Consider the following 18336-nt stretch of genomic DNA (forward strand, 5'->3'; position numbering starts at 1 on the left):
GGAGGCTGGAACTTATGCAGTATAGGGATGCACAGCCCGGTGATCCTGTTATTTCGGAGCTGAGCCACAAAATTGACGACAACCGGGTTGTGCTTCGCTGGCAGTGGCCGGAAGGAGTCGCCGTGGTATATATTGCGAAGCAATTAGCCGATCCGGGTGTGAACGGGCAGGAAGACGCCGAAGCGTTGCCGCCTTTTTCAAGCCTTAAACTCTTCACACGTGAGGAATACAAGGCTGCTGGCAGCTACCGTGACCGGATCGATGGCATTGGACGCGTTCGGTATACCGTGTATCCGGCTGTACGGGAGGACGGAGATACTTTTGTAATCCGTCAGCAGGATGGAGCTAACCGACTGGAGCTGAGCACGGGTAAAGCTAAAATCAGATATGCGGTTCACCATAAAAAAGGCTGGTTTCGCAGCCGCAAAACGGTACAGATTCAGGTGACGGCTGAAGTTCCTGTCCCTCAGGAGGTGCTTTGCTACGTGAAAAAGCGTGGTGGCTATCCGGCGGACCGTGAGGATGGAACCTTGTACCCGTTTACGGCACCGTTTGCCGCGGGACGGAATGTGTTGCCCGCTGTCGAAGTAGGCGGAGATGAATATGTGCGGCTGTTTTTTACGGACGGCCAGAAATATGGCATGGTATATGAATTAGTCCCTGAATGAAAGGAGGCCGCAACCGATGAGTTTTCTTAGCAATTTATTCAGAAGAAAGCCGCAGGCAGCACCAAGGCCGTTATTTTATGATATTGTGTGCCCTTATTGCTTTAGTAAATTTTCCCCGGAGGAAGTTGTATTCCGTGCTTCCCACCACCGTGAGGATGACGAGGATTACGCTTTGGGCGAGGATGAGCTGCTGAACAAATATCGGGAGCGCTTTGGTTTGGACAGTGTGCATGATATGGAGGCCATTCTTCACCCCCTTGATGTTCCTGAGGAACATCGTTTGTACTCGGATCATGTACTGACAGGTCTGACGGATCGCTACGGCGAGCTGACACGTCGCAGATTGTGTCCGCATTGCCATAATGAGCTGCCTGTGACTGCAGGCAAGGTGCCGAGTAATATCATTTCGATTATTGGAGCTTCGCAGGCGGGGAAATCCGTCTATATGACCTCCCTGATTCATACGTTGCAGCATGTTACGGCCGATCATTTTGATGCGGCTTGTATGCCGTTGAATGCGGAGATCAGCCGCAAGTTCCGTACGATGTATGAGGAGCCGTTGTTTGAGCGAGGGGATCTGCTGACCTCTACACAGAAAGAAAAGATGCAGGAGCCTTTTATCTTCCAGTTTGTGTTTAAGGATGAGGAAAAACCGCCACTTACGCTGGTGTTTTTTGATGTCGCCGGTGAGGGGATGGTCGATCAGGATTATCTGGGTCTGCACGGGCAGCATATTAAAAATTCGGCGGGTATTCTGTTTATGGTCGATCCGCTGCAAATTCGCTCTATTCGGGAGCGTATCAAGATCAATATCGGCGACAAGCCGGGCGAATTTGTTTCGCAATATGATGAGCCGCGTGATGTCGTACTTACGATGTTCGGTGATTTTATCGCCTATCAGGAAAAAGGGAAGACGGACATTCCAACTGCCATTGTCCTGACCAAAAGCGACATGCTCACTGCGCTGGCAGATGAAGAAGGCACGTACATCAAGACGAACAGCAATATTTTTAATCCAATGGAGCACCGGAAGTATATGGATTTGGATGAGTTTGCTAACATTGATGGCGAAGTGCGACGGTTCATTGAAAAGGTGGATAAGCCGTTCAAGGGCACGATGGATGTGTATTTTACAGATACGGCTTATTTTGCGGTTTCCGCCTTGGGCAGTAATCCGGTGGAGCAAAAGCTGCAAGGGCTGGTTAGTCCGATCCGTGTGGATGAGCCCTTCATATGGCTGCTTTACAAGCTGAAGTACATTGAGGGGAGAGAATCACAGTGAGTTATTCTACCTCTCATTTGATACAACAGCAGATGTACACACGGGAACGGCGCGGTATTTTTCGTTCAACGGAAGGTTTCGATACGGTAGCCAATTCCAAGGGGCTGGACACTTCTTTTATTAAAAAGGTGCTGCATCCCTTGTGTGTGTATGATGCACCTGCTGCTTTAACAGCGCGTGGGGAGAAGCAGGAGAGCGTCTACCCGGAAGCCATGCATCTGATACGGACGGAGTCAGGGGATGTGGTACTGGGACGCAGTATCTACAAGGCAGCGGATTTTACCGGGCTGCGGAGCGCCTTTTTTACGCATAATTATGTGATTCCAGCCGGGCATGGTGAATCGCCATCTGATTATAAGCAGTGGCTGAACACGTCGTTTGTTGATGCTTATGATATTGAGGAAGGAACGGAATTGCCGGAACTGGAGCGTCTGCCGGGTGGGAGTGTATTTCCATCTGTTGATCCGTCTGCGGTGCTGTCTCAATTGCAACTCGGCGAAGAAATGTTTAAGCAGCTTCTATATGCAGTCATGATGTCGGCTACGGGCCGTAAAAAGGTATATGTAGCATTGAACGTTCCCCCAGAAGCGGTGGCATCTTCAGCCAAGCTGCTGCTGGGTGTGTTGTATGCGGCGCTGCCTTATGCATTTCGCAACAGGCTCGGATTTCTTACATATGCGAAGGAGCCACAGAGCAGAAAAGGCATTCATTTGATGTTTGTTGAGCCTTTCAGTTTGCGTCCCGGTGATCGGAATGTGGAGAAGGATTTTGTATTTGACCTTACTAACAGTGGTCGGGTACTCAATGTGGATGCAGAGCAGGTGAGACAGCCGTATTTTGACTGGATTGCCCGTACGCTACTGACTGGCGGGACGCCAGACGATTTTTTCAAATTTGCGGAGCAAATGCTGACTGGCATGGAGGCAGGGCGCGATCTGACGCTATCCAGCTATCACGAGCTAATTACACTGTACAGAATAGAGCAGGGAGAGCGCGGACTATATAACGAACGGCGGATTTCCGTGCTGAGAAGCTTGACCGACTATTTATCTTCTCCCGATGCCTTGCCACGTAAAATGCAGCTGAATGACTTATTTCTGTCGTTTTTTGATCATGAATTTGATCGGGTGAAGGATGGATCTATTCCTGACGTGGGTCTGGTCGATTGTTTCAAGGATTACTATAAAGTTCACGCCCGTAGCAGCGAGAATCGGTTGGTGGAATATTTGATCCGCTCGCTGAATAACGCCTATACCACCAGAAATACGGAAGCTGTCACTTACATTTATCATACAATTGAAGAAAATCCTTCATTGGGCAAGGCGTATTTTACGAAGGTGCTGGGTAATCCGGCGCTCACGAAGCTGCTGTTTATTCCCTACATGGATAGCCAGATGAAAAGAACACCGGATGTGAAGGGTTTGCTGGCTGTCGTGCATGAATGGGGCAGTCGATACATTGAAGTATCAGCGAATGCCGATTTTCAGCTTTTGGCTGAGTCCGCATTGATGGGCAGACTGCGTGCTGAAAGAAAGCCGGTAGAGGCTGTGGCTGCTATTCATCAACGGTTGCGACAATGGGAGAGCAGCTCTACGGGGGGCAAATTCTCTCCACTGGAGCAATCCGGGTTAACGGAACGCTTGCAAGAAGCGTCGGATCGGTATTTGCTTACCGAAGTGGAACTAAAGGAAATCTCACCTGATCAGGTCGTACAGATTCCGTTCTTTACCCGTCCTGATTTGGTGCAGTGGGTCGGGAAACTGCCGGCTCCGCTCAAGGGACAAGCAGTGCGTTTAATTGCGGCTTACGATTGGTTTAGCACGGAGAACCCGGAACCGTCAGTGCTGGAGGGTCTGGAGCCGGGCGAAGTGGAAAAGGTGCAGGACTGGGCCTACAGTTGGCTGCCCCAGCAGCTTGCGGAGGGCCATTTTGCCCGTCTGTTGCCTGCCTTCTACCGTTCTGATGGTACGGGCGAAGGAATACTGGATTTTGCCCGTCTGGTCAGCTCGATTCGTAAATGGGCGAAGGATAACGATACGATGTATCGCTTTATCCGCTGGTCGGAGGAACAGGCTGAATTTGCTACGCCACGGGGCGGTTTTGAACCAGCCTATCGACGTGCGTTGCTTTTGTTCTTCCAGAAGGAAGGACGCGAAGGGCTGCATAAAAAAACGCTGTGGCGTCAATATTTTGAACCCGCAAAGCCAGTCTTTAAAAATTTCTATCTGGCGGCGAAGCGTGAAACGGATTCGTCTTTGGTCAAAACACTTCGTCGCTTCCGCAAGGGTGGGGTAATTTCCGGAATCGTGCTTGTCGTCATTGCAGGCACGCTAGGCGGCCTGAAAGCAGCGGGGGTAATCGGCTCCGAAGCCGCACCTGCACCTGTCACCACCCCCAAGCCTGTGCAGCAGCCTGTAGTGGAGCCTACAGTACCCGTAAAGGAAGAGCCTACAGCGATTGTGACTCATGTGCCCAACACTAAGGCGACTACAAAAATGGTCAAGCTACTGTTTGCTTTTCAAACATCGGCGGAGCAGGCGGCGTTTAAGCCTAAAAAGCTCGTCATTGTCGGTGCGGATCAACAGGAGCATTCATACGAAAATTTTACGCTTGCTGAACAGAACGACAAGGAAGCAGCCAGTAAAGCTAACACCGGGCAGTCCGGTGACGCGAAAACCGGCAGTGCCGCTACAGGGAGTACGGCAGCAGGGGGGACCACTGGCAGTGGTTCAACGGCTGGCGGTGGTACATCCGGCGGGAACAGCGCTAATCAGGCTGGAACGGTGACAGGAGAATCGGGCGCAGGTACGACGTCGGGGACTCCTACAGAGGGGGGCGGTACGGCAACCGATGGAACCGGAACCGACACGGACGCACCAACCGAGTATGACCTGAAGCAGTATCCTTATCGCACACTGCTGACCATTTGGCAACGACTGGAGCTAGACGATGCTAGTACAGTTACGGTGGATGGAGAAGAGTACCCGCTGGTTCAAGTGAAAACCGCTGATTAAGTGTTCTTCGACGTTTTTTCATGTACAAGCAAAATAAAACAGAAATGAAGTAAAAGACGGGCTTCCTTACAAGGCTCGTCTTTTGCTATAAACAATCACTTTTAATTTTCCAAAAGTATTGACACTAGATAGGCGACTGTTTAAGATTAGTTGGAATTCAAACCATTAAAATTCAATGATTATGGAGGTTAGCAACCACATGGGAAGTGAGGTGTATCCCGTTTGTCTTCCCTGGGAGGAAGAGAGCACGATGTATTTAATTAAATGCATTTTCACAACAGTCCGGCGCGAGATTGAGACGGCGTTGCGTCCTTTGGGGCTTACCTCCCCGCAATCGCAGACGCTTTATATACTGGCAATGTCGCCTGGAGTGACCAATACGGATTTGGAAAAGCTGCTGCTGGTTGATAAATCAAGCGTCACCAGCCTGGTTAACGGGATCGTTAAGAAAAACTGGGCAGTACGCAAAAGTCACCCGCAAGATGCGCGTATGAAGCAGATTTATTTGACTGAGGAAGGCTTAAAAATTCACAAGGTAGCTGAGCATACAGTTGAGCAGATTAAAAGCTCGGTAGGAGAAACGTTATCTGTAGGGGAATTAGAGACGCTCCGAGGTCTGTTGAAAAAAACACTTCACAATTATCATTCTGCGAACGCCCGCGTTAGAACGGATATATAGAGAAATTTGCCCGGATAGGGGTATTCCGAAGCTGAGTTATTGCAGCTAGATAGATTTTACAGGAGAGGGAAGAGACCGATGATAAAAGAACAAACTTATCCCAATGCGGATAAGCTTATGCGTGTGTTGGCCTTCACACTTGTGTTTTCAGTGATGAACGCCTTTATGTTTAATGTAGTAATGCCTGTGATTCGCGAGGAGTTTCATATTAGTGCTTCTGATGTGAGCTGGCTGTTGACCGGTTATATGATTGTGTATGCGGTTGGCTCGGTGACCTATGGAAAGCTGGCGGACAAATACCGTCTCAAGGATTTACTGACGTTTGGGATTATCTTTTTTGCGTTAGGTTCGCTTATTGGTCTGTTGGCCAATCAATTTTGGATGCTGATTGTAGCCCGTTTGCTTCAGGCCGCAGGGGCTGCTGTTATTCCGGCGACAGCTATGATTATTCCTGTCCGCTATTTCTCTGCTGAAAAAAGAGGACGCGCCTTGGGCATTACTGCAATCGGATTGGCACTGGGTACGGCACTGGCTCCGATTATTTCCGGTTTGATTACAGGCTTTGCAAGCTGGCGTTTTCTGTTCGTTATTTCCATGCTGCCGCTTATCGCCTTGCCGTTCTTTCGCAAATATTTGGACGACCAGCGTGGAGAGAATCAGAAATTTGATTTTCTCGGTGGATTGCTGCTGGGCGGAACGGTAGCCTTCTTACTGCTTTCCATTTCGCAAAGCAATATTATATTTTTCTGGTCGGTATGGTGCTGTTTGCTCTGTTTATATGGCGGATCACCACCGCTAAAGAGCCATTCATTCAGCCCAAGCTGTTCCGCAACAAGCAATATTCTTACGGATTGCTTATAGCCTTTTTGGGGGCGGGGGTTAGCTTTGGGCTGCCGTACCTGGCTCCGCAGTTTCTGAACAGTCTCAATCAGCTTACGCCTGCAACCATTGGATTGATTATGTTTCCGGCTGCCATTGCGTCGGCTTTGCTTGGTAAAAGCGGTGGGCGTTTGGCCGATAGCAAAGGAAATTCATTTCTAGTCTATACGGCAGTTACGCTTATGTTTATCTGCTTTGTCAGCTTGTCTACCTTTGTGGGCGCGTCTCCGTATCTCATTTTATTTTTGCTCATTTTCGGCAACGTAGGTCAAACCTTTATGCAGATTGCCATGTCTAACACGATTTCCCGTACCTTGTCGAGGGATCAGATTGGTGTTGGAATGGGATTGCTGTCTCTGCTGAATTTTATTTCCGGTGCAGTGACGACAAGTATTTTGGGAAAAACGCTAGATACCTCGTCTACCTTTCATCTGAATCCTGTCGTATCCAACGTGCAGGTATTCAATTTTAGCAATATTTTTACGGTTCTTGCGCTGATTGCGCTCGCAACCATAGGACTTTACGCTTTGCAGTTTCGCCGGGGCTCAGGCCACAATACGACTGCTGCTCAGCAAGGATAAACATTTTATGCAAACTCATGCCAAAACAAGGGTATAATATAGAAGGAAAAGTTCATTTACGGAAGGATGGAGTGTCTGGTATGACAAGAAACCTTCAATATGTACCCTATGGCTATGAGCCTCCAGTTGAGACGCATAAAGGGACTATGATCTTTTATGATACGTTTGAGCAGATTACAGCTAGAGAGTTGGAGATTTTTGCTGAAACGGGAGCTGCGCTATCCTTTAAAAAGCTGGTACTATACCCGTTACATGAGGAAACAGTCAGAAGAATGTGGAAGCAGCCGATTCGCTCGTATTACAAGCGGGTGGACAACCTTGGGGAGTGGCAGCGGGAGCAGGCTTTGAGTACAGTCGTAATCGAGAGCTGGGAAGGTAAACGCAAAAATTATACGCCGATTGAAGCAGCAATCCGTTTTTTGGCGGAAAAATATACTTCCCCGCTTTTTCTGTATATGAATCCTGAAACTGCAAATTTGTGCGCATCCTATGCATCGTTCGATGAATGGATCAGAAACGTCAGACTGGTGCTTTCGACCGAACCATTAGAACTTCACCCGAAGCTGGCACAGTACCGTAATCGCTGGAATACAGTAGAAGAAGCGATAAACCGTCAGTCAAAGGTTGACAAAGAGCACCATGAATTATAGAATAGAACTAATCGTAAAAATTACTATTGTAATTGTATACCATGTATTCCATTTAAGGAGGAAGAGAAATGCGCGTAATTGTTACCTTGGCATGCACCGAATCTGGTGACCGCAACTATACAACATCCAAGAACAAAAGAAATCACCCGGAGCGTCTTGAAATGAAAAAATACTCTCCACGTCTGAAAAAGTATACGATCCATCGTGAAACTAGATAATGTAGGTTGGCTACATAGCAACCTGAATTGTTTTGCGTCCTGAACGAAGCCTCAAATCTAATGAATATAGGGCTTCATGAAAGGAGCCATGGCATGGTCTCTCCACTTCATGATGAAGAAATCGTGTTAAGTTTGCAAAAGCCTGCGTTATGGAACCGGCGAAAACTTGAATTAGTCCAGTGGATAGAGCGTCCAAAGATAAAGCTTACGCCTAAGCGAACGGCTTTTTTTCATGGCTGTACGATAGATGCAGAGCTGCATGGTACGCTTTGCCTTTTGAATCGAAAGCACGTGGCTACCGAGTTCTCCTGTGCTGGTGTCAGCATTTGGGACGAGCCGGAGGACCATTCACTATATGCTTATATAACGATGAAGGCTGACGAAAGATCCGGAGCGTTCATGCAATGGGCGATGCGATATATGCGGCATCGTTTGCTTGTCGTTTACGAACCTGAGCGCAACCGTTACGATCTGTCGTCTTTTTTTCTGGGACATAACCGTTCCTTTTGCCAACTGATGGAGTATTGCGCTAGTACGTTTGAGTTTGAACCCATAAAATGATATGAAAGCTTAGGTGAATAATATGAAAAAAGATCTTCATCCAACATTGAACAAAGTTATCTTTTTGGACCCTAGCTGTGGATTCTCTTTCCTGAGTGCTTCCACTAAGTATTCCCAAGAAACGATGGAATGGGAAGACGGCAACACATACCCGGTTATCCGTGTAGATACCAGCTCCGCTTCCCATCCGTTCTTCACTGGTAAACAAAGAAACGTGGATATCGGTGGACGTGTGGATCGCTTTAACAAAAAATATAACCTTTAGAACAAGACGAGCGATATGTTCACGGATTATACAAATAATTCGTGAACATCGCTTTTTTTATTATCTACAGATAGATACATACCGCACAGATTATAGGAGCGAAATGACGTCCGTACTCCCTGGGTATACAAAAGAGAACATATTTTGTGTTCCTACAGTCAATCAAAGATTTGTTGGAGAGTTCATTACAATTTTGAATATGAAAGAAAAGTCTGAGGCACATGACGTGCCGATTCCTAATAAAGTTGTCATGTCTTAATGAGGGAACCCCCCGACAAAAGTGGAGGGGTTCTTCTTTTGTATCGAAGCAGATTTGTCGGTTAAAGCGAAATGAAGCACTGCTCCCATTGGTCGGCAATGGATGCTTTGTCCAGTTGCTCCCCAATGAGCGTGACGTACCCCTGACTCACGGGGAGTGCGGTGGGTTGCCACTCCAAGTGACTTCCTGAATATTGCAAAATCATTGTACCTTCGTGTGGAAGCACGCAATAGCCTTTGGCCCGAAGCAGCGAGGAACCGAGCCCGGTCAGAAAGCTTTCCAATCGTTGCTTTTCCAGAGGCTGTGGAGAATATTGATGCAGCGTTAAGCTCTCCAGACGGGAAAACGAATGGGATTGGTTTGGATCTTGGCTGTGGCTATGACTGTGCGCAGAAATGACTTTGAATGCCGTGCTTCTGGAAATGCTGCCGGGTCGTCCGATACTTTTGGCGGAAATAGGGACGGACGATGCGGCTGCATCGGGTCGTTGAGTCTGTGCTGATTCGGGTTGAGGTACCTGTACAGGTTTTGCGGCAACGGATACGGAGGCTATAACAGGCTCCAGCAGTGGTTCAAGGTCAACCCGGCTGTACTCAGCGGTTTGCAGCTTGGCCGTATCGTTGAGCTTGCGGATGCTCTTGACGACCTTCGTCACTTCACGGCTACTTGCGGCATCTGTCTTGTTCACCACAATGAAGTCTGCGGTGCGAAGTTGCCCGTGCAGGGTCCGAACCAGCTCCTTGTCAGCGGTGAAGCGACTGTTGTATTCATGAAAAAGCTCAGCGTCCACAACACTGATGCTGTGAACCAGATAAAGCCGATCCGCCAGCAACGGGGAGCGAAGCTCTTCCAACACTTGCTCAGGGTTGGCTACCCCGGTGGTTTCCATAAAGATCAGATCCGGCTCCTGACTGAGCAGGGTGTGCAGAGCGCCTGCCAGCTCATTTCTTTTGCTGCAACAAATGCAGCCCTCCAGCAGTCCTTCCACCGATACGTCGGGCATTTCTTCAGAAATAATAGCACCGTCTACATCGTATTCACCCATTTCGTTCATTAATACAGCGGGACGGAGCGGAAGTTGACGGGTATAGGCCAGCAAGCGCAGAAGCAGTGTCGTTTTGCCGCTGCCAAGAAAACCGCTGATTAATATCACAGGAACCTTGTTCATCATTATTCCTCCTTGATAGGGTTAGTGTGCTGCATTCAAGCGATCAAAGGTGGCTACCGAATCTGCCTGGGTATAAACATAAGGGGATTCCGGCTGTGCCACAGTGGTTATTTTCTCGGATCGAATTTCGAGTACGGGGGTATTGCCTTTCTGAGTGGCATGTAGTGTGCCTTCAATGGTCACCCACGTATCCTTGTCAAAGGATGGGGCCTTCCTGGATTGGACGATGATTCCGAATGGCATGGCATCGGCAGTACAGCACATGACAAGGAACCTTCCCACCGCAAACAGACCTTTGCCCGGCAGGCTGCCGTCTTTATAGACAAAGCCAGTCACCTGCACCCTTTTTCCTTCAAAAGCGTGCTTATACAATTCAATGGCTCCAATGGTTTCGGAAAAAATCTCCGGTTTGATTTGTATGATCGGCTGTTGGTATAGACGTTTCGCCAGCTCGGCAAATTCTACGTTATACTTATCAGGCGGAACGAACAGCTTATCCAGCGTTTCCTGACTCCACTTTCCCCCTGGAGGGGGCGAAGTTGGCGGGGGAGAGGCGGTCGATAAAATGGAGGCGGTCGGTGCTTTCGTGGTCTGTATATCTGTTTTGCGCCGGATCTCCGGGTTGGGATATGTGAAGGACATGCCTTTTTTGGCTGCCATATCACTGCCAAGCGCCTGATTGGGCAGCAGCGAACCGAATAGCAGCGGAATGAGCAGCATTCCATATACGATTGTTTTTTTGAACCAGCTTTGCGGCAACGGATGCTCGCAATCACATACATCCTCACCGTCCCGCTCCCCGACGATTCCGTGCCATGCCATTGCCAATGCGATGAACAAGAGTGGCACAGGACAGAGCAGGAGCAGCTTTTGCATATGTGGAGCCAAGTAGTAATGAAGTGCATTCGTGTGGCTTAATGAGATGATGTACACAGCCAATCCGATCATGAGCAAGGAGCGCATGCCATACTGCCAGCGGATGCTAAAGGTTGAATTCACGTTCGTATTCACCTCCCAAATAACCATTCAGCGGCTATAGAACCCACCAGGACGAACGAAATAATGAGCAAGCACAGAACGGCGACAAATTTGGTGCGGAAGGTGCTTAGCAGCATGAGCGTGCCCTTGAAATCCAGCATCGGGCCGAGTACAAGAAACGATGCCAGCGGACCCAGTGTAAAGGTATGCGAAAAAGCAGTAGCCACAAAGGCATCGGAGGTGGAACACAGGGACAGTACGTAGGCAAAACCCATCATAAAGGCGTACGAGCCAGCCGTTTCACCGCTTAACGAAAGCATTTCATCCCGTGGGATGAAGGTCTGGATGGAGGCTGTCAGCAACGCGCCGATAATGAGGTATTTGCTCATGTCCAAAAATTCGTCGCCAGCATGTACAAAAAAGCCCCGCCATGTGCGATTGTGCCGATGAGTCTGGTTGTTCTGCTTTTGCTGGTTAAAAGAGAGCAACGACCGTTTGAGCGGATGCACACGCACAAAGGCATACACGATCAGCCCAATGATCGTGGAAACGACAAAGGCCAGTCCCATTCGAACGGCGGTGACCTCGGGATGGGAAGGGAAAGCCATCATCGTTGCAGCCAGCACCACGGGATTGATAATCGGCCCGCTTAAAATAAAGGTGATGCCCATATAGGCAGGCATTCCCTTGAGCATCAATTGGCGAACGACAGGGATCATGCCGCATTCACAGATGGGGAACAGCAGACCAAGCAAGGAGGCCAGCAGGACCCCCGGCACAGGATGCGCAGGCGCTATTTTGCGAATCCATGTTTCCGGTACGAGCCATTGCAAAAGGGATGAGACGAGTACACCGATAAGGAGAAACGGGGCAGCTTCCAGAAAGATGCCCATAAATACCGTTTTTAACGGTTGCAGTTGACTTATATCTAACGAACGAAGCCACCGGGGAGATAGCGTAACAAGCACAGGGATGAGAAAGGCAAACGGAATCATAAAAGGCAGCATCTTCAACAGCGTACTGTTTTTCATTCCACGTCTCCTTGGAAATAACGGTTCTTATCTACATCCTATGTCTGTAATGGGACAAACATGCCCGCTGGATAGTGTCTGGAGTACCTCTTTATGGACAAGTCCAGGACAATGAGCCTGCATTAATTCGTAAATATTACGATTAAAATCAAACAAACGATTGCAAGAAGGAAATTTTTACGGTACGATCCTTATTAAAACGTTCGAAAGACAAGGAGGATTTTATGATACCGATTGTTGTTTTATCCGGATTTCTGGGCAGCGGTAAAACAACTCTTCTTCAGCATGCGCTGGCTTACTATAAAGGGCAGGGGCTCAAGCCAGCTATTTTGATGAATGAGTTGGGCGATGTTAATTTGGACGGCAGTCTGGTGAATGGCCAGGCTCCCATGAAGGAAATGCTTAGTGGCTGTATATGCTGTACCATCCGCGGAGATTTGGGTGTCGAGCTGATGAATCTTGCTGAGGAATATAAGCCGAATGTGATTATCGTAGAATGTACCGGTGTGGCTAATCCGATGGAAATTGTAGATGCGGTGACAGATGCCTCTATATATTCCTCTATGATTTTACAATCCGTTATTACGGTGGTGGATGCGCGTCAATTCCTGGATTTTGCCTCGGGTAACGAGAGAAACAAGTCATATCGTTTGATGCAGGATCAGCTTCGATGTGCTTCCAAGTTGATTATTAACAAGATCGATTTATTGGTTGCGGACGAGCTGCAGAAGGTACAGGCACTCGTAAAAGAATTAAATCCACACGCGCTGACTGTGAGTACGCAACGAAGCGACGTGGATGCGGGTACTTTTTTCTCCATTCAAGGAGAGGACCGTATGGACGTTTCGCGGCAAAAGGAGTCCAAAGCCGATAGCGGGAATGATCGTCATCATTTGGAAAATCATCTGCACGCTCATGATCATGATGCTCTTGCAGACCATCACCATCATGAGCACCAGCACTATGAGCACGAACATGACCATAACCACGAACATGGGGAGCATTACCATTCCTACGACCATGTAGTTGTTCACACGCATTTCTTTGGACAACCTGTGCCACGCTCCGAGTTTGAACAGTTGTTCCGCAGTTTGCCTGCTGAAATTTACAGGGCCAAAGGAATTGTGCGTTTTCTGGGCTCAGAGGGTCAGATGATGTTCCAGTTTGCCTATCGGGAGCTGGAAATCATTCCGATTCGCCCGCAAAAGCCAGTGAACGATGTAGCCGTCGTCATGGGCGAAAATTTCTCTGCTTCCGAGATCGAAGAACGGCTGAGGAAGCTGGAAGCGGCCGATAAGCCATTGACTAATTCATGATGTCAGAAATGAGCAGTGCTGGAAAGGTTGCTTGGGGATTTACAACGATTATTCTACTGCTGACTGCCGGGTTGGTGCTGTCGGTCACATTCGCGGTCATGCTAGGCCCCGTGGCCGTCGCACCGGGAACAGTATGGCGAATTGCGCTGTCCCATCTTCCCTGGCTGGATCAATGGATACCTGTGACATGGACAAGTCCAGAGCAATATATCGTCTGGGAAATCCGCTTTCCGCGCGTGCTGCTAGGTGTCGTCGTAGGAGCAGGACTTGCTGTTACAGGTGCGGCTATTCAGGCCTTAATTCGTAATTCGTTAGCTGATCCCTATATCTTAGGAGTCTCGTCCGGGGCTTCGGTGACAGGGACGCTGGTGATTGTGTTTGGAGCTTTCGGATTCCTGGGCCGACTTGCGCTGCCTTTATCTGCTTTTATAGGTTCGCTTGCTGCGATGCTCATGGTATTCGCATTGGCTCGTGTGGCTGGACGCATATCGACGACCCGCTTACTGCTGGCAGGGGTGGCGGTGTCCATGATGCTGTCTGCTGTGACCAACTTTATCGTCACTATGGCCCCGAATGAAAAAGGCATTCGTGACGCGATGTATTGGATGATGGGAAGTCTGGCAGGCGCTCAATGGGATACGCTTCTCATACCAAGCCTCATTATATCGGCTGGAACAGCTATCCTACTTACCCGATATCGATCGCTAAATGCTTTACTAACGGGTGAAGAGGTCGCCGTAACGCTCGGTGTGAACGTACAGGCGTTCCGCGTATTACTGGTTGTCGTGGCTTCTCTTTTAACTGGGGCAGTCGTATCGGTCAGTGGCTCGATTGGCTTTGTCGGGCTTATGATTCCGCACATCGTCAGGCTGATGGTGGGATCGGATCATCGACGTGTGCTACCCGTCAGCTTGTTGGCGGGAGCTATCTTTGTCGTGTGGGCAGACGTATGTGCCCGGCTCGTGCTGGCTCCACAGGAGCTGCCAATAGGTATTGTGACGGCTATATGCGGGGGACCCTTCTTTGTATGGTTGCTGCGGCGCAGTTCCTACGCGTTTGGAGGTGAAAAATGAATATAGAAGTTGAACATGTGGCCTTTAGTATTCACGATAAACGGTTGATCGACGGCATCTGTCTCCAGGTAAAAGCGGGGGAGATGGTTGGACTGATCGGTCCGAACGGCAGTGGCAAATCGACGTTGCTCAAAAACATGTACCGTGTGCTAAAGCCTGACAGCGGTTTGGTTACGCTGGATGGTCGGGATATGCTGCGGATGAAGTACAAAGAAACGGCCCGGCAAATGGCAGTGGTGAGTCAGGACACACCCCAAGCGTTTGATTTTTCAGTACGGGACATCGTCCTGATGGGTCGTCATCCGCATAAGAAACTGCTGGAAGCAGACACTGCCGTCGATCATGAACTGGTCGAGCAGGCGCTTGAACGGGTAGGTATGGACACTCAGGCGGATCAGGGCTTTGCCACCTTGTCCGGCGGTGAAAAGCAGCGCGTACTGATCGCCAGAGCCTTGGCCGGACAGGCCAAATTTCTTATTTTGGATGAGCCTACAAACCATTTGGATATCCGGTATCAGCTACAAATTTTGGATTTGGTCAAAGCACTACAGGTAACTACACTTGCTGCGCTGCATGATTTGAATCTGGCGGCATTTTATTGTGATCGAATTTATGTTTTAAAAGAGGGCAAGGTAGTGGCCTCAGGCATAACGGAGGATATGCTTCAGCCGAACCTGCTGCGCAGCGTATTTGGGGTAGAGACAGAAATCTGCATTCATCCGAAAACCGGGAAGCCGAGTATTACCTTTTTACCGAATTCCCTCAGGAGAGGAGACAATCTATGACGTTAACAGAAGGCAGCGGGAAGAGGTGAACATCTGCAATCCTATTGTGACAATGTATGGGTCAATGGAGGCTATCCTTTCGGGAATAGTATGCTATACGCTGAGAGAGGATGCACTACAGATGAAAGAGGATGGCTACATATGAAAAAACACAGAAAATCGGCGATATCGCTGGTCATACTCGTATTGGCGATGGCGTTGCTGTCAGCCTGCGGAGCAGAGAACACGGTTCAAAAATCCGATTCATCCGCAACTGAGCAGCAACCCGCTGCATCGCAATCGGGGACAAAGGGAACGTCTGTAGAGCTTGAAAATATGGGCATCAAGATGGTATTTCCCGAAGCGCCCAAACGTGTGATTACACTGAATCAGCATGCAACGGAGGTTATGCTGGCGCTTGGACTGGAGTCCTCTATGGTGGGCACGGCCTATTTGGACGATAGCATTCTACCGGAATATAAGGCTCAATATGATAAAATCCCGGTGCTAGCCAAACATTACCCGCCCAAAGAGGTATTTATGGCCGCTGCGCCGGATTTTGCCTATGCGGGCTGGAAGAGTGCCTTTAACGACAAAAATCTCGGGTCCCGTGAGGAGCTTGCCAAACAGGGCGTGACGACCTATGTACAGGAATCATCAAACAAGCCGGGTCCCACATTACAAGACGTATATCAGGACATGCTAAATATTGGACGTATTTTCCGGGTTGAGGACCGTGCGGAAAAGCTGGTAGGCAGTATCCGTGAACAAGTGGAATCCATTCAGACTCAGATCGGTACTGTAGAAAAAGCGCCAAAGGTATTTGTATATGACAGCGGCGAAGACAAGCCCTTTACGGCTGCCAACAACTATTTGACCTCGCTGATTAAAGGTGTGAAGGCCAAAAATATTTTTGATGACATTGACAAAAGCTTTGCTGAGGTAAGCTGGGAAGAAGTTGTAAAGCGTAACCCTGACGTCATTGTGATTCTGGACTATGGAGATACCTCGCTGGCGGACAAAGAGAATCTGCTGCTGAGCAAGCCAGCGCTGGCTGGTGTGGAAGCGATCAAAAACAAACGATTTGTAGTGCTGCCCCTGTCCGCAGCGGCTGAAGGTGTGCGTGCGCCGATTGCGCTGAAAACCTTGGCTTCCGGCTTGTACCCGGACAAAGTAAAGTAAACGAGTAAAAGACCTGCAAAACATTGACGAACCTTTCCTAAACTGTTAAACTTGCTAATGCGTAAAGGTTACGTTTATCAAACGCTTGTTTTTTTATTAGCTAATCGTAATAATTACGGTAGATGGTTTAATGAGGATAAACGACCTGGAGAATCTGCGCGGAGGTATGTCGTTCAGATGGCTCCAGGCTTTTTAAAGGAAAGGGAGTTTGCGTCATGTTATTAGCCTCACTGGAACAAGTTACATTTGGCTACGGGGACGTTCCTAATCTGGTAGATGCCAATGTTGAAATTTTTTCTGGCGAATTTGTGGCCATTACCGGGCCGAATGGGGCTTCCAAATCAACAATGCTCAAATTGTTGCTCGGTTTGCTTCAACCTTGGAAGGGCAAGGTGTTTATGTCCGACCGCACAGGTGAGGGCAAGAAGCTTGTTGTTGGATTCGTATCGCAGCAAATTGCTGCTTTTAATGGCGGATTTCCAAGTACCATCTTGGAATTTGTCCGTTCGGGAAGATACACTCATGGCTCCTGGTTGCGCCGCATGCGGCCCGAGGATCATGATCGGACAGAGCAGGCGCTTCGTCAGGTAGGCATGTGGGATTTGCGTCATCGTAAAATCGGTGAGCTGTCGGGTGGACAGAAGCAGCGCATCTGTGTTGCACGAGCGCTCGCTCAGGAATCGGATTTGCTCATTTTGGATGAGCCCACGACCGGAATGGACCAGGAAAGCCGCCATCACTTCTACGATCTGATGAATCAGCAGGTTAAGGAATATGGAAGAACCGTAGTCATGGTTACCCATGGACTATCGGAAGTGCAACATTATCTGGATCGTATTATTGAGCTTGAGAGGAAGGAAGATGGCGGATGGAAATGCTGCACTACGACTTCATGCAGCGGGCATTTTGTGCCGGTGGGGTAATTGCACTGCTGGCCTCGGTGCTTGGAGTGTACCTGATGCTGCGGCGTCAGGCTCTGATGGCGGACATGCTATCGCATGTATCGCTGGCAGGGGTGGCAGCGGGTGCCTATTTGGGCATTAATCCGACGATAACCGGATTTATTGTAGCGATAATCGGAGCGATTATCGTTGAGTACGTCCGCAGGTCTTATAAAACGTACAGTGAGATTTCTGTGGCCATTATTATGGTCGGCGGCCTATCGACGGCTGTGATTTTAATGAACCTGAATCAGAGTATTAATAAAGGCTTTTCCGCTTATTTGTTCGGTTCAGTGGTGGCGGTCAATCAGACAGAGCTGATGTTGATGATCGCAGTCGCTGTGATCGGGGGTATTTTCTTTTTCGTATTTCGGCGTCCTTTGTATCAGATTACCTTTGATGAAGAGACGGCGAAGACAAACGGCCTTCCTGTCAAATCCATTTCATTTGCGTTTAGCATTTTGACAGGGATGATTGTAGCCGCTGCAATGCCGATTGTCGGTGTGTTGCTTGTCTCCTCACTGATCGTGTTACCGGCTGCATTGGCGATTCGAATTGCACCGAGCTTTGCCGCAGCCATCTGGATATCTATGGTGACCGCATTGATCGGGGTATTTTCGGGTTTAACTGCATCGTATGAACTGAGTACACCCCCAGGAGGGACGATTGCCATGGTGCTGTTATTATTCCTGATCGTGGGAATCGGTATTCAAAAGCTGGTCCGCAAGCTGGGTAAGCAGCAGGCTTCTCGGCAGAAGAATGCAGCACGCCAGTAAATGAAACAGAAACGATTCGTATTCTGAAAAACCAAACAATAAAGGAGTTAT

The 18336-nt window shown here is 48.9% G+C and carries 17 protein-coding genes and 1 pseudogene; 15 read left to right on the plus strand and 3 right to left on the minus strand.

Features of this window, described 5'->3' with window-relative positions; translation table 11 throughout:
* Nucleotides 1–14 precede the first annotated feature (14 nt).
* The 9 genes and pseudogenes from HPL003_RS18870 (at nt 15) to HPL003_RS18910 (ending at nt 8797) form a co-directional block, all read left to right on the plus strand.
* Nucleotides 15–668: a hypothetical protein gene (locus HPL003_RS18870; RefSeq protein WP_014281327.1), complete on the plus strand. Its 654-nt coding sequence runs from the start codon at nt 15–17 to the stop codon at nt 666–668.
* 16 nt (nt 669–684) lie between these two features.
* Nucleotides 685–1950, plus strand: a complete 1266-nt coding sequence (locus HPL003_RS18875) for a TRAFAC clade GTPase domain-containing protein (RefSeq protein WP_014281328.1) — start codon at nt 685–687, stop codon at nt 1948–1950.
* Nucleotides 1947–4964, plus strand: a complete 3018-nt coding sequence (locus HPL003_RS18880; RefSeq protein ID WP_014281329.1) for a GAP1-N2 domain-containing protein — start codon at nt 1947–1949, stop codon at nt 4962–4964. Before HPL003_RS18875 ends, HPL003_RS18880 begins: the two co-directional genes overlap by 4 nt.
* A gap of 199 nt (nt 4965–5163) precedes the next feature.
* On the plus strand, nt 5164–5643 hold the full coding sequence (locus HPL003_RS18885) for a MarR family winged helix-turn-helix transcriptional regulator (protein ID WP_014281330.1): 480 nt from the start codon (nt 5164–5166) through the stop codon (nt 5641–5643).
* Nucleotides 5644–5721: 78 nt separating this feature from the next.
* Nucleotides 5722–7103: pseudogene (locus tag HPL003_RS18890) on the plus strand (MFS transporter).
* 80 nt (nt 7104–7183) lie between these two features.
* Entirely contained in the window at nt 7184–7753 is a 570-nt protein-coding gene (locus tag HPL003_RS18895; protein WP_014281331.1) for a hypothetical protein, read from the plus strand.
* 68 nt (nt 7754–7821) lie between these two features.
* Complete coding sequence (gene rpmG / locus HPL003_RS18900; protein ID WP_014281332.1) at nt 7822–7971, plus strand: 50S ribosomal protein L33; 150 nt, start codon at nt 7822–7824, stop codon at nt 7969–7971.
* Nucleotides 7972–8064: 93 nt separating this feature from the next.
* Nucleotides 8065–8532, plus strand: coding sequence for a hypothetical protein (locus tag HPL003_RS18905; RefSeq protein ID WP_014281333.1), 468 nt, complete (start codon nt 8065–8067; stop codon nt 8530–8532).
* Between the two features lie 22 nt (nt 8533–8554).
* Nucleotides 8555–8797 carry a type B 50S ribosomal protein L31 gene (locus tag HPL003_RS18910; RefSeq protein ID WP_014281334.1) on the plus strand — a complete coding sequence of 81 codons (243 nt, stop codon included), beginning with the start codon at nt 8555–8557 and terminating at the stop codon, nt 8795–8797.
* A gap of 320 nt (nt 8798–9117) precedes the next feature.
* On the opposite strand, the gene HPL003_RS18915 is transcribed toward HPL003_RS18910, so the two are convergent.
* Genes HPL003_RS18915 through HPL003_RS18925 form a run of 3 tightly spaced genes read right to left on the minus strand, consistent with a single transcriptional unit; the run spans nt 9118 to nt 12233 of the window.
* The gene (locus HPL003_RS18915) at nt 9118–10227 is read right to left on the minus strand and encodes a CobW family GTP-binding protein (protein WP_043922443.1); all 1110 of its coding nucleotides are present in this window, start codon (nt 10225–10227) and stop codon (nt 9118–9120) included.
* Nucleotides 10228–10245: 18 nt separating this feature from the next.
* Nucleotides 10246–11223 (minus strand): TIGR03943 family putative permease subunit, encoded by a 978-nt coding sequence (locus HPL003_RS18920; RefSeq protein ID WP_014281336.1) that lies wholly within the window; start codon nt 11221–11223, stop codon nt 10246–10248.
* Between the two features lie 8 nt (nt 11224–11231).
* Nucleotides 11232–12233: a permease gene (locus tag HPL003_RS18925; protein ID WP_014281337.1), complete on the minus strand. Its 1002-nt coding sequence runs from the start codon at nt 12231–12233 to the stop codon at nt 11232–11234.
* 224 nt (nt 12234–12457) lie between these two features.
* On the opposite strand from HPL003_RS18925, the gene HPL003_RS18930 reads away from it, so the two are divergent.
* The 6 genes from HPL003_RS18930 (at nt 12458) to HPL003_RS18955 (ending at nt 18285) form a co-directional block, all read left to right on the plus strand.
* Nucleotides 12458–13549 carry a CobW family GTP-binding protein gene (locus tag HPL003_RS18930; RefSeq protein ID WP_014281338.1) on the plus strand — a complete coding sequence of 364 codons (1092 nt, stop codon included), beginning with the start codon at nt 12458–12460 and terminating at the stop codon, nt 13547–13549.
* 8 nt (nt 13550–13557) lie between these two features.
* Complete coding sequence (locus HPL003_RS18935; RefSeq protein WP_014281339.1) at nt 13558–14622, plus strand: FecCD family ABC transporter permease; 1065 nt, start codon at nt 13558–13560, stop codon at nt 14620–14622.
* Complete coding sequence (locus HPL003_RS18940; RefSeq protein WP_014281340.1) at nt 14619–15407, plus strand: ABC transporter ATP-binding protein; 789 nt, start codon at nt 14619–14621, stop codon at nt 15405–15407. Before HPL003_RS18935 ends, HPL003_RS18940 begins: the two co-directional genes overlap by 4 nt.
* 141 nt (nt 15408–15548) lie before the next feature.
* Nucleotides 15549–16568: an ABC transporter substrate-binding protein gene (locus HPL003_RS18945; protein WP_014281341.1), complete on the plus strand. Its 1020-nt coding sequence runs from the start codon at nt 15549–15551 to the stop codon at nt 16566–16568.
* A 215-nt stretch (nt 16569–16783) separates the two neighbouring features.
* Entirely contained in the window at nt 16784–17491 is a 708-nt protein-coding gene (locus HPL003_RS18950) for a metal ABC transporter ATP-binding protein (RefSeq protein WP_014281342.1), read from the plus strand.
* Nucleotides 17437–18285, plus strand: coding sequence for a metal ABC transporter permease (locus tag HPL003_RS18955; protein ID WP_014281343.1), 849 nt, complete (start codon nt 17437–17439; stop codon nt 18283–18285). The genes HPL003_RS18950 and HPL003_RS18955 overlap by 55 nt, the downstream gene beginning before the upstream one ends.
* Nucleotides 18286–18336: the final 51 nt, after the last annotated feature.

It is taken from the genome of Paenibacillus terrae HPL-003, from assembly GCF_000235585.1.
Taxonomy (GTDB): domain Bacteria; phylum Bacillota; class Bacilli; order Paenibacillales; family Paenibacillaceae; genus Paenibacillus; species Paenibacillus terrae_B.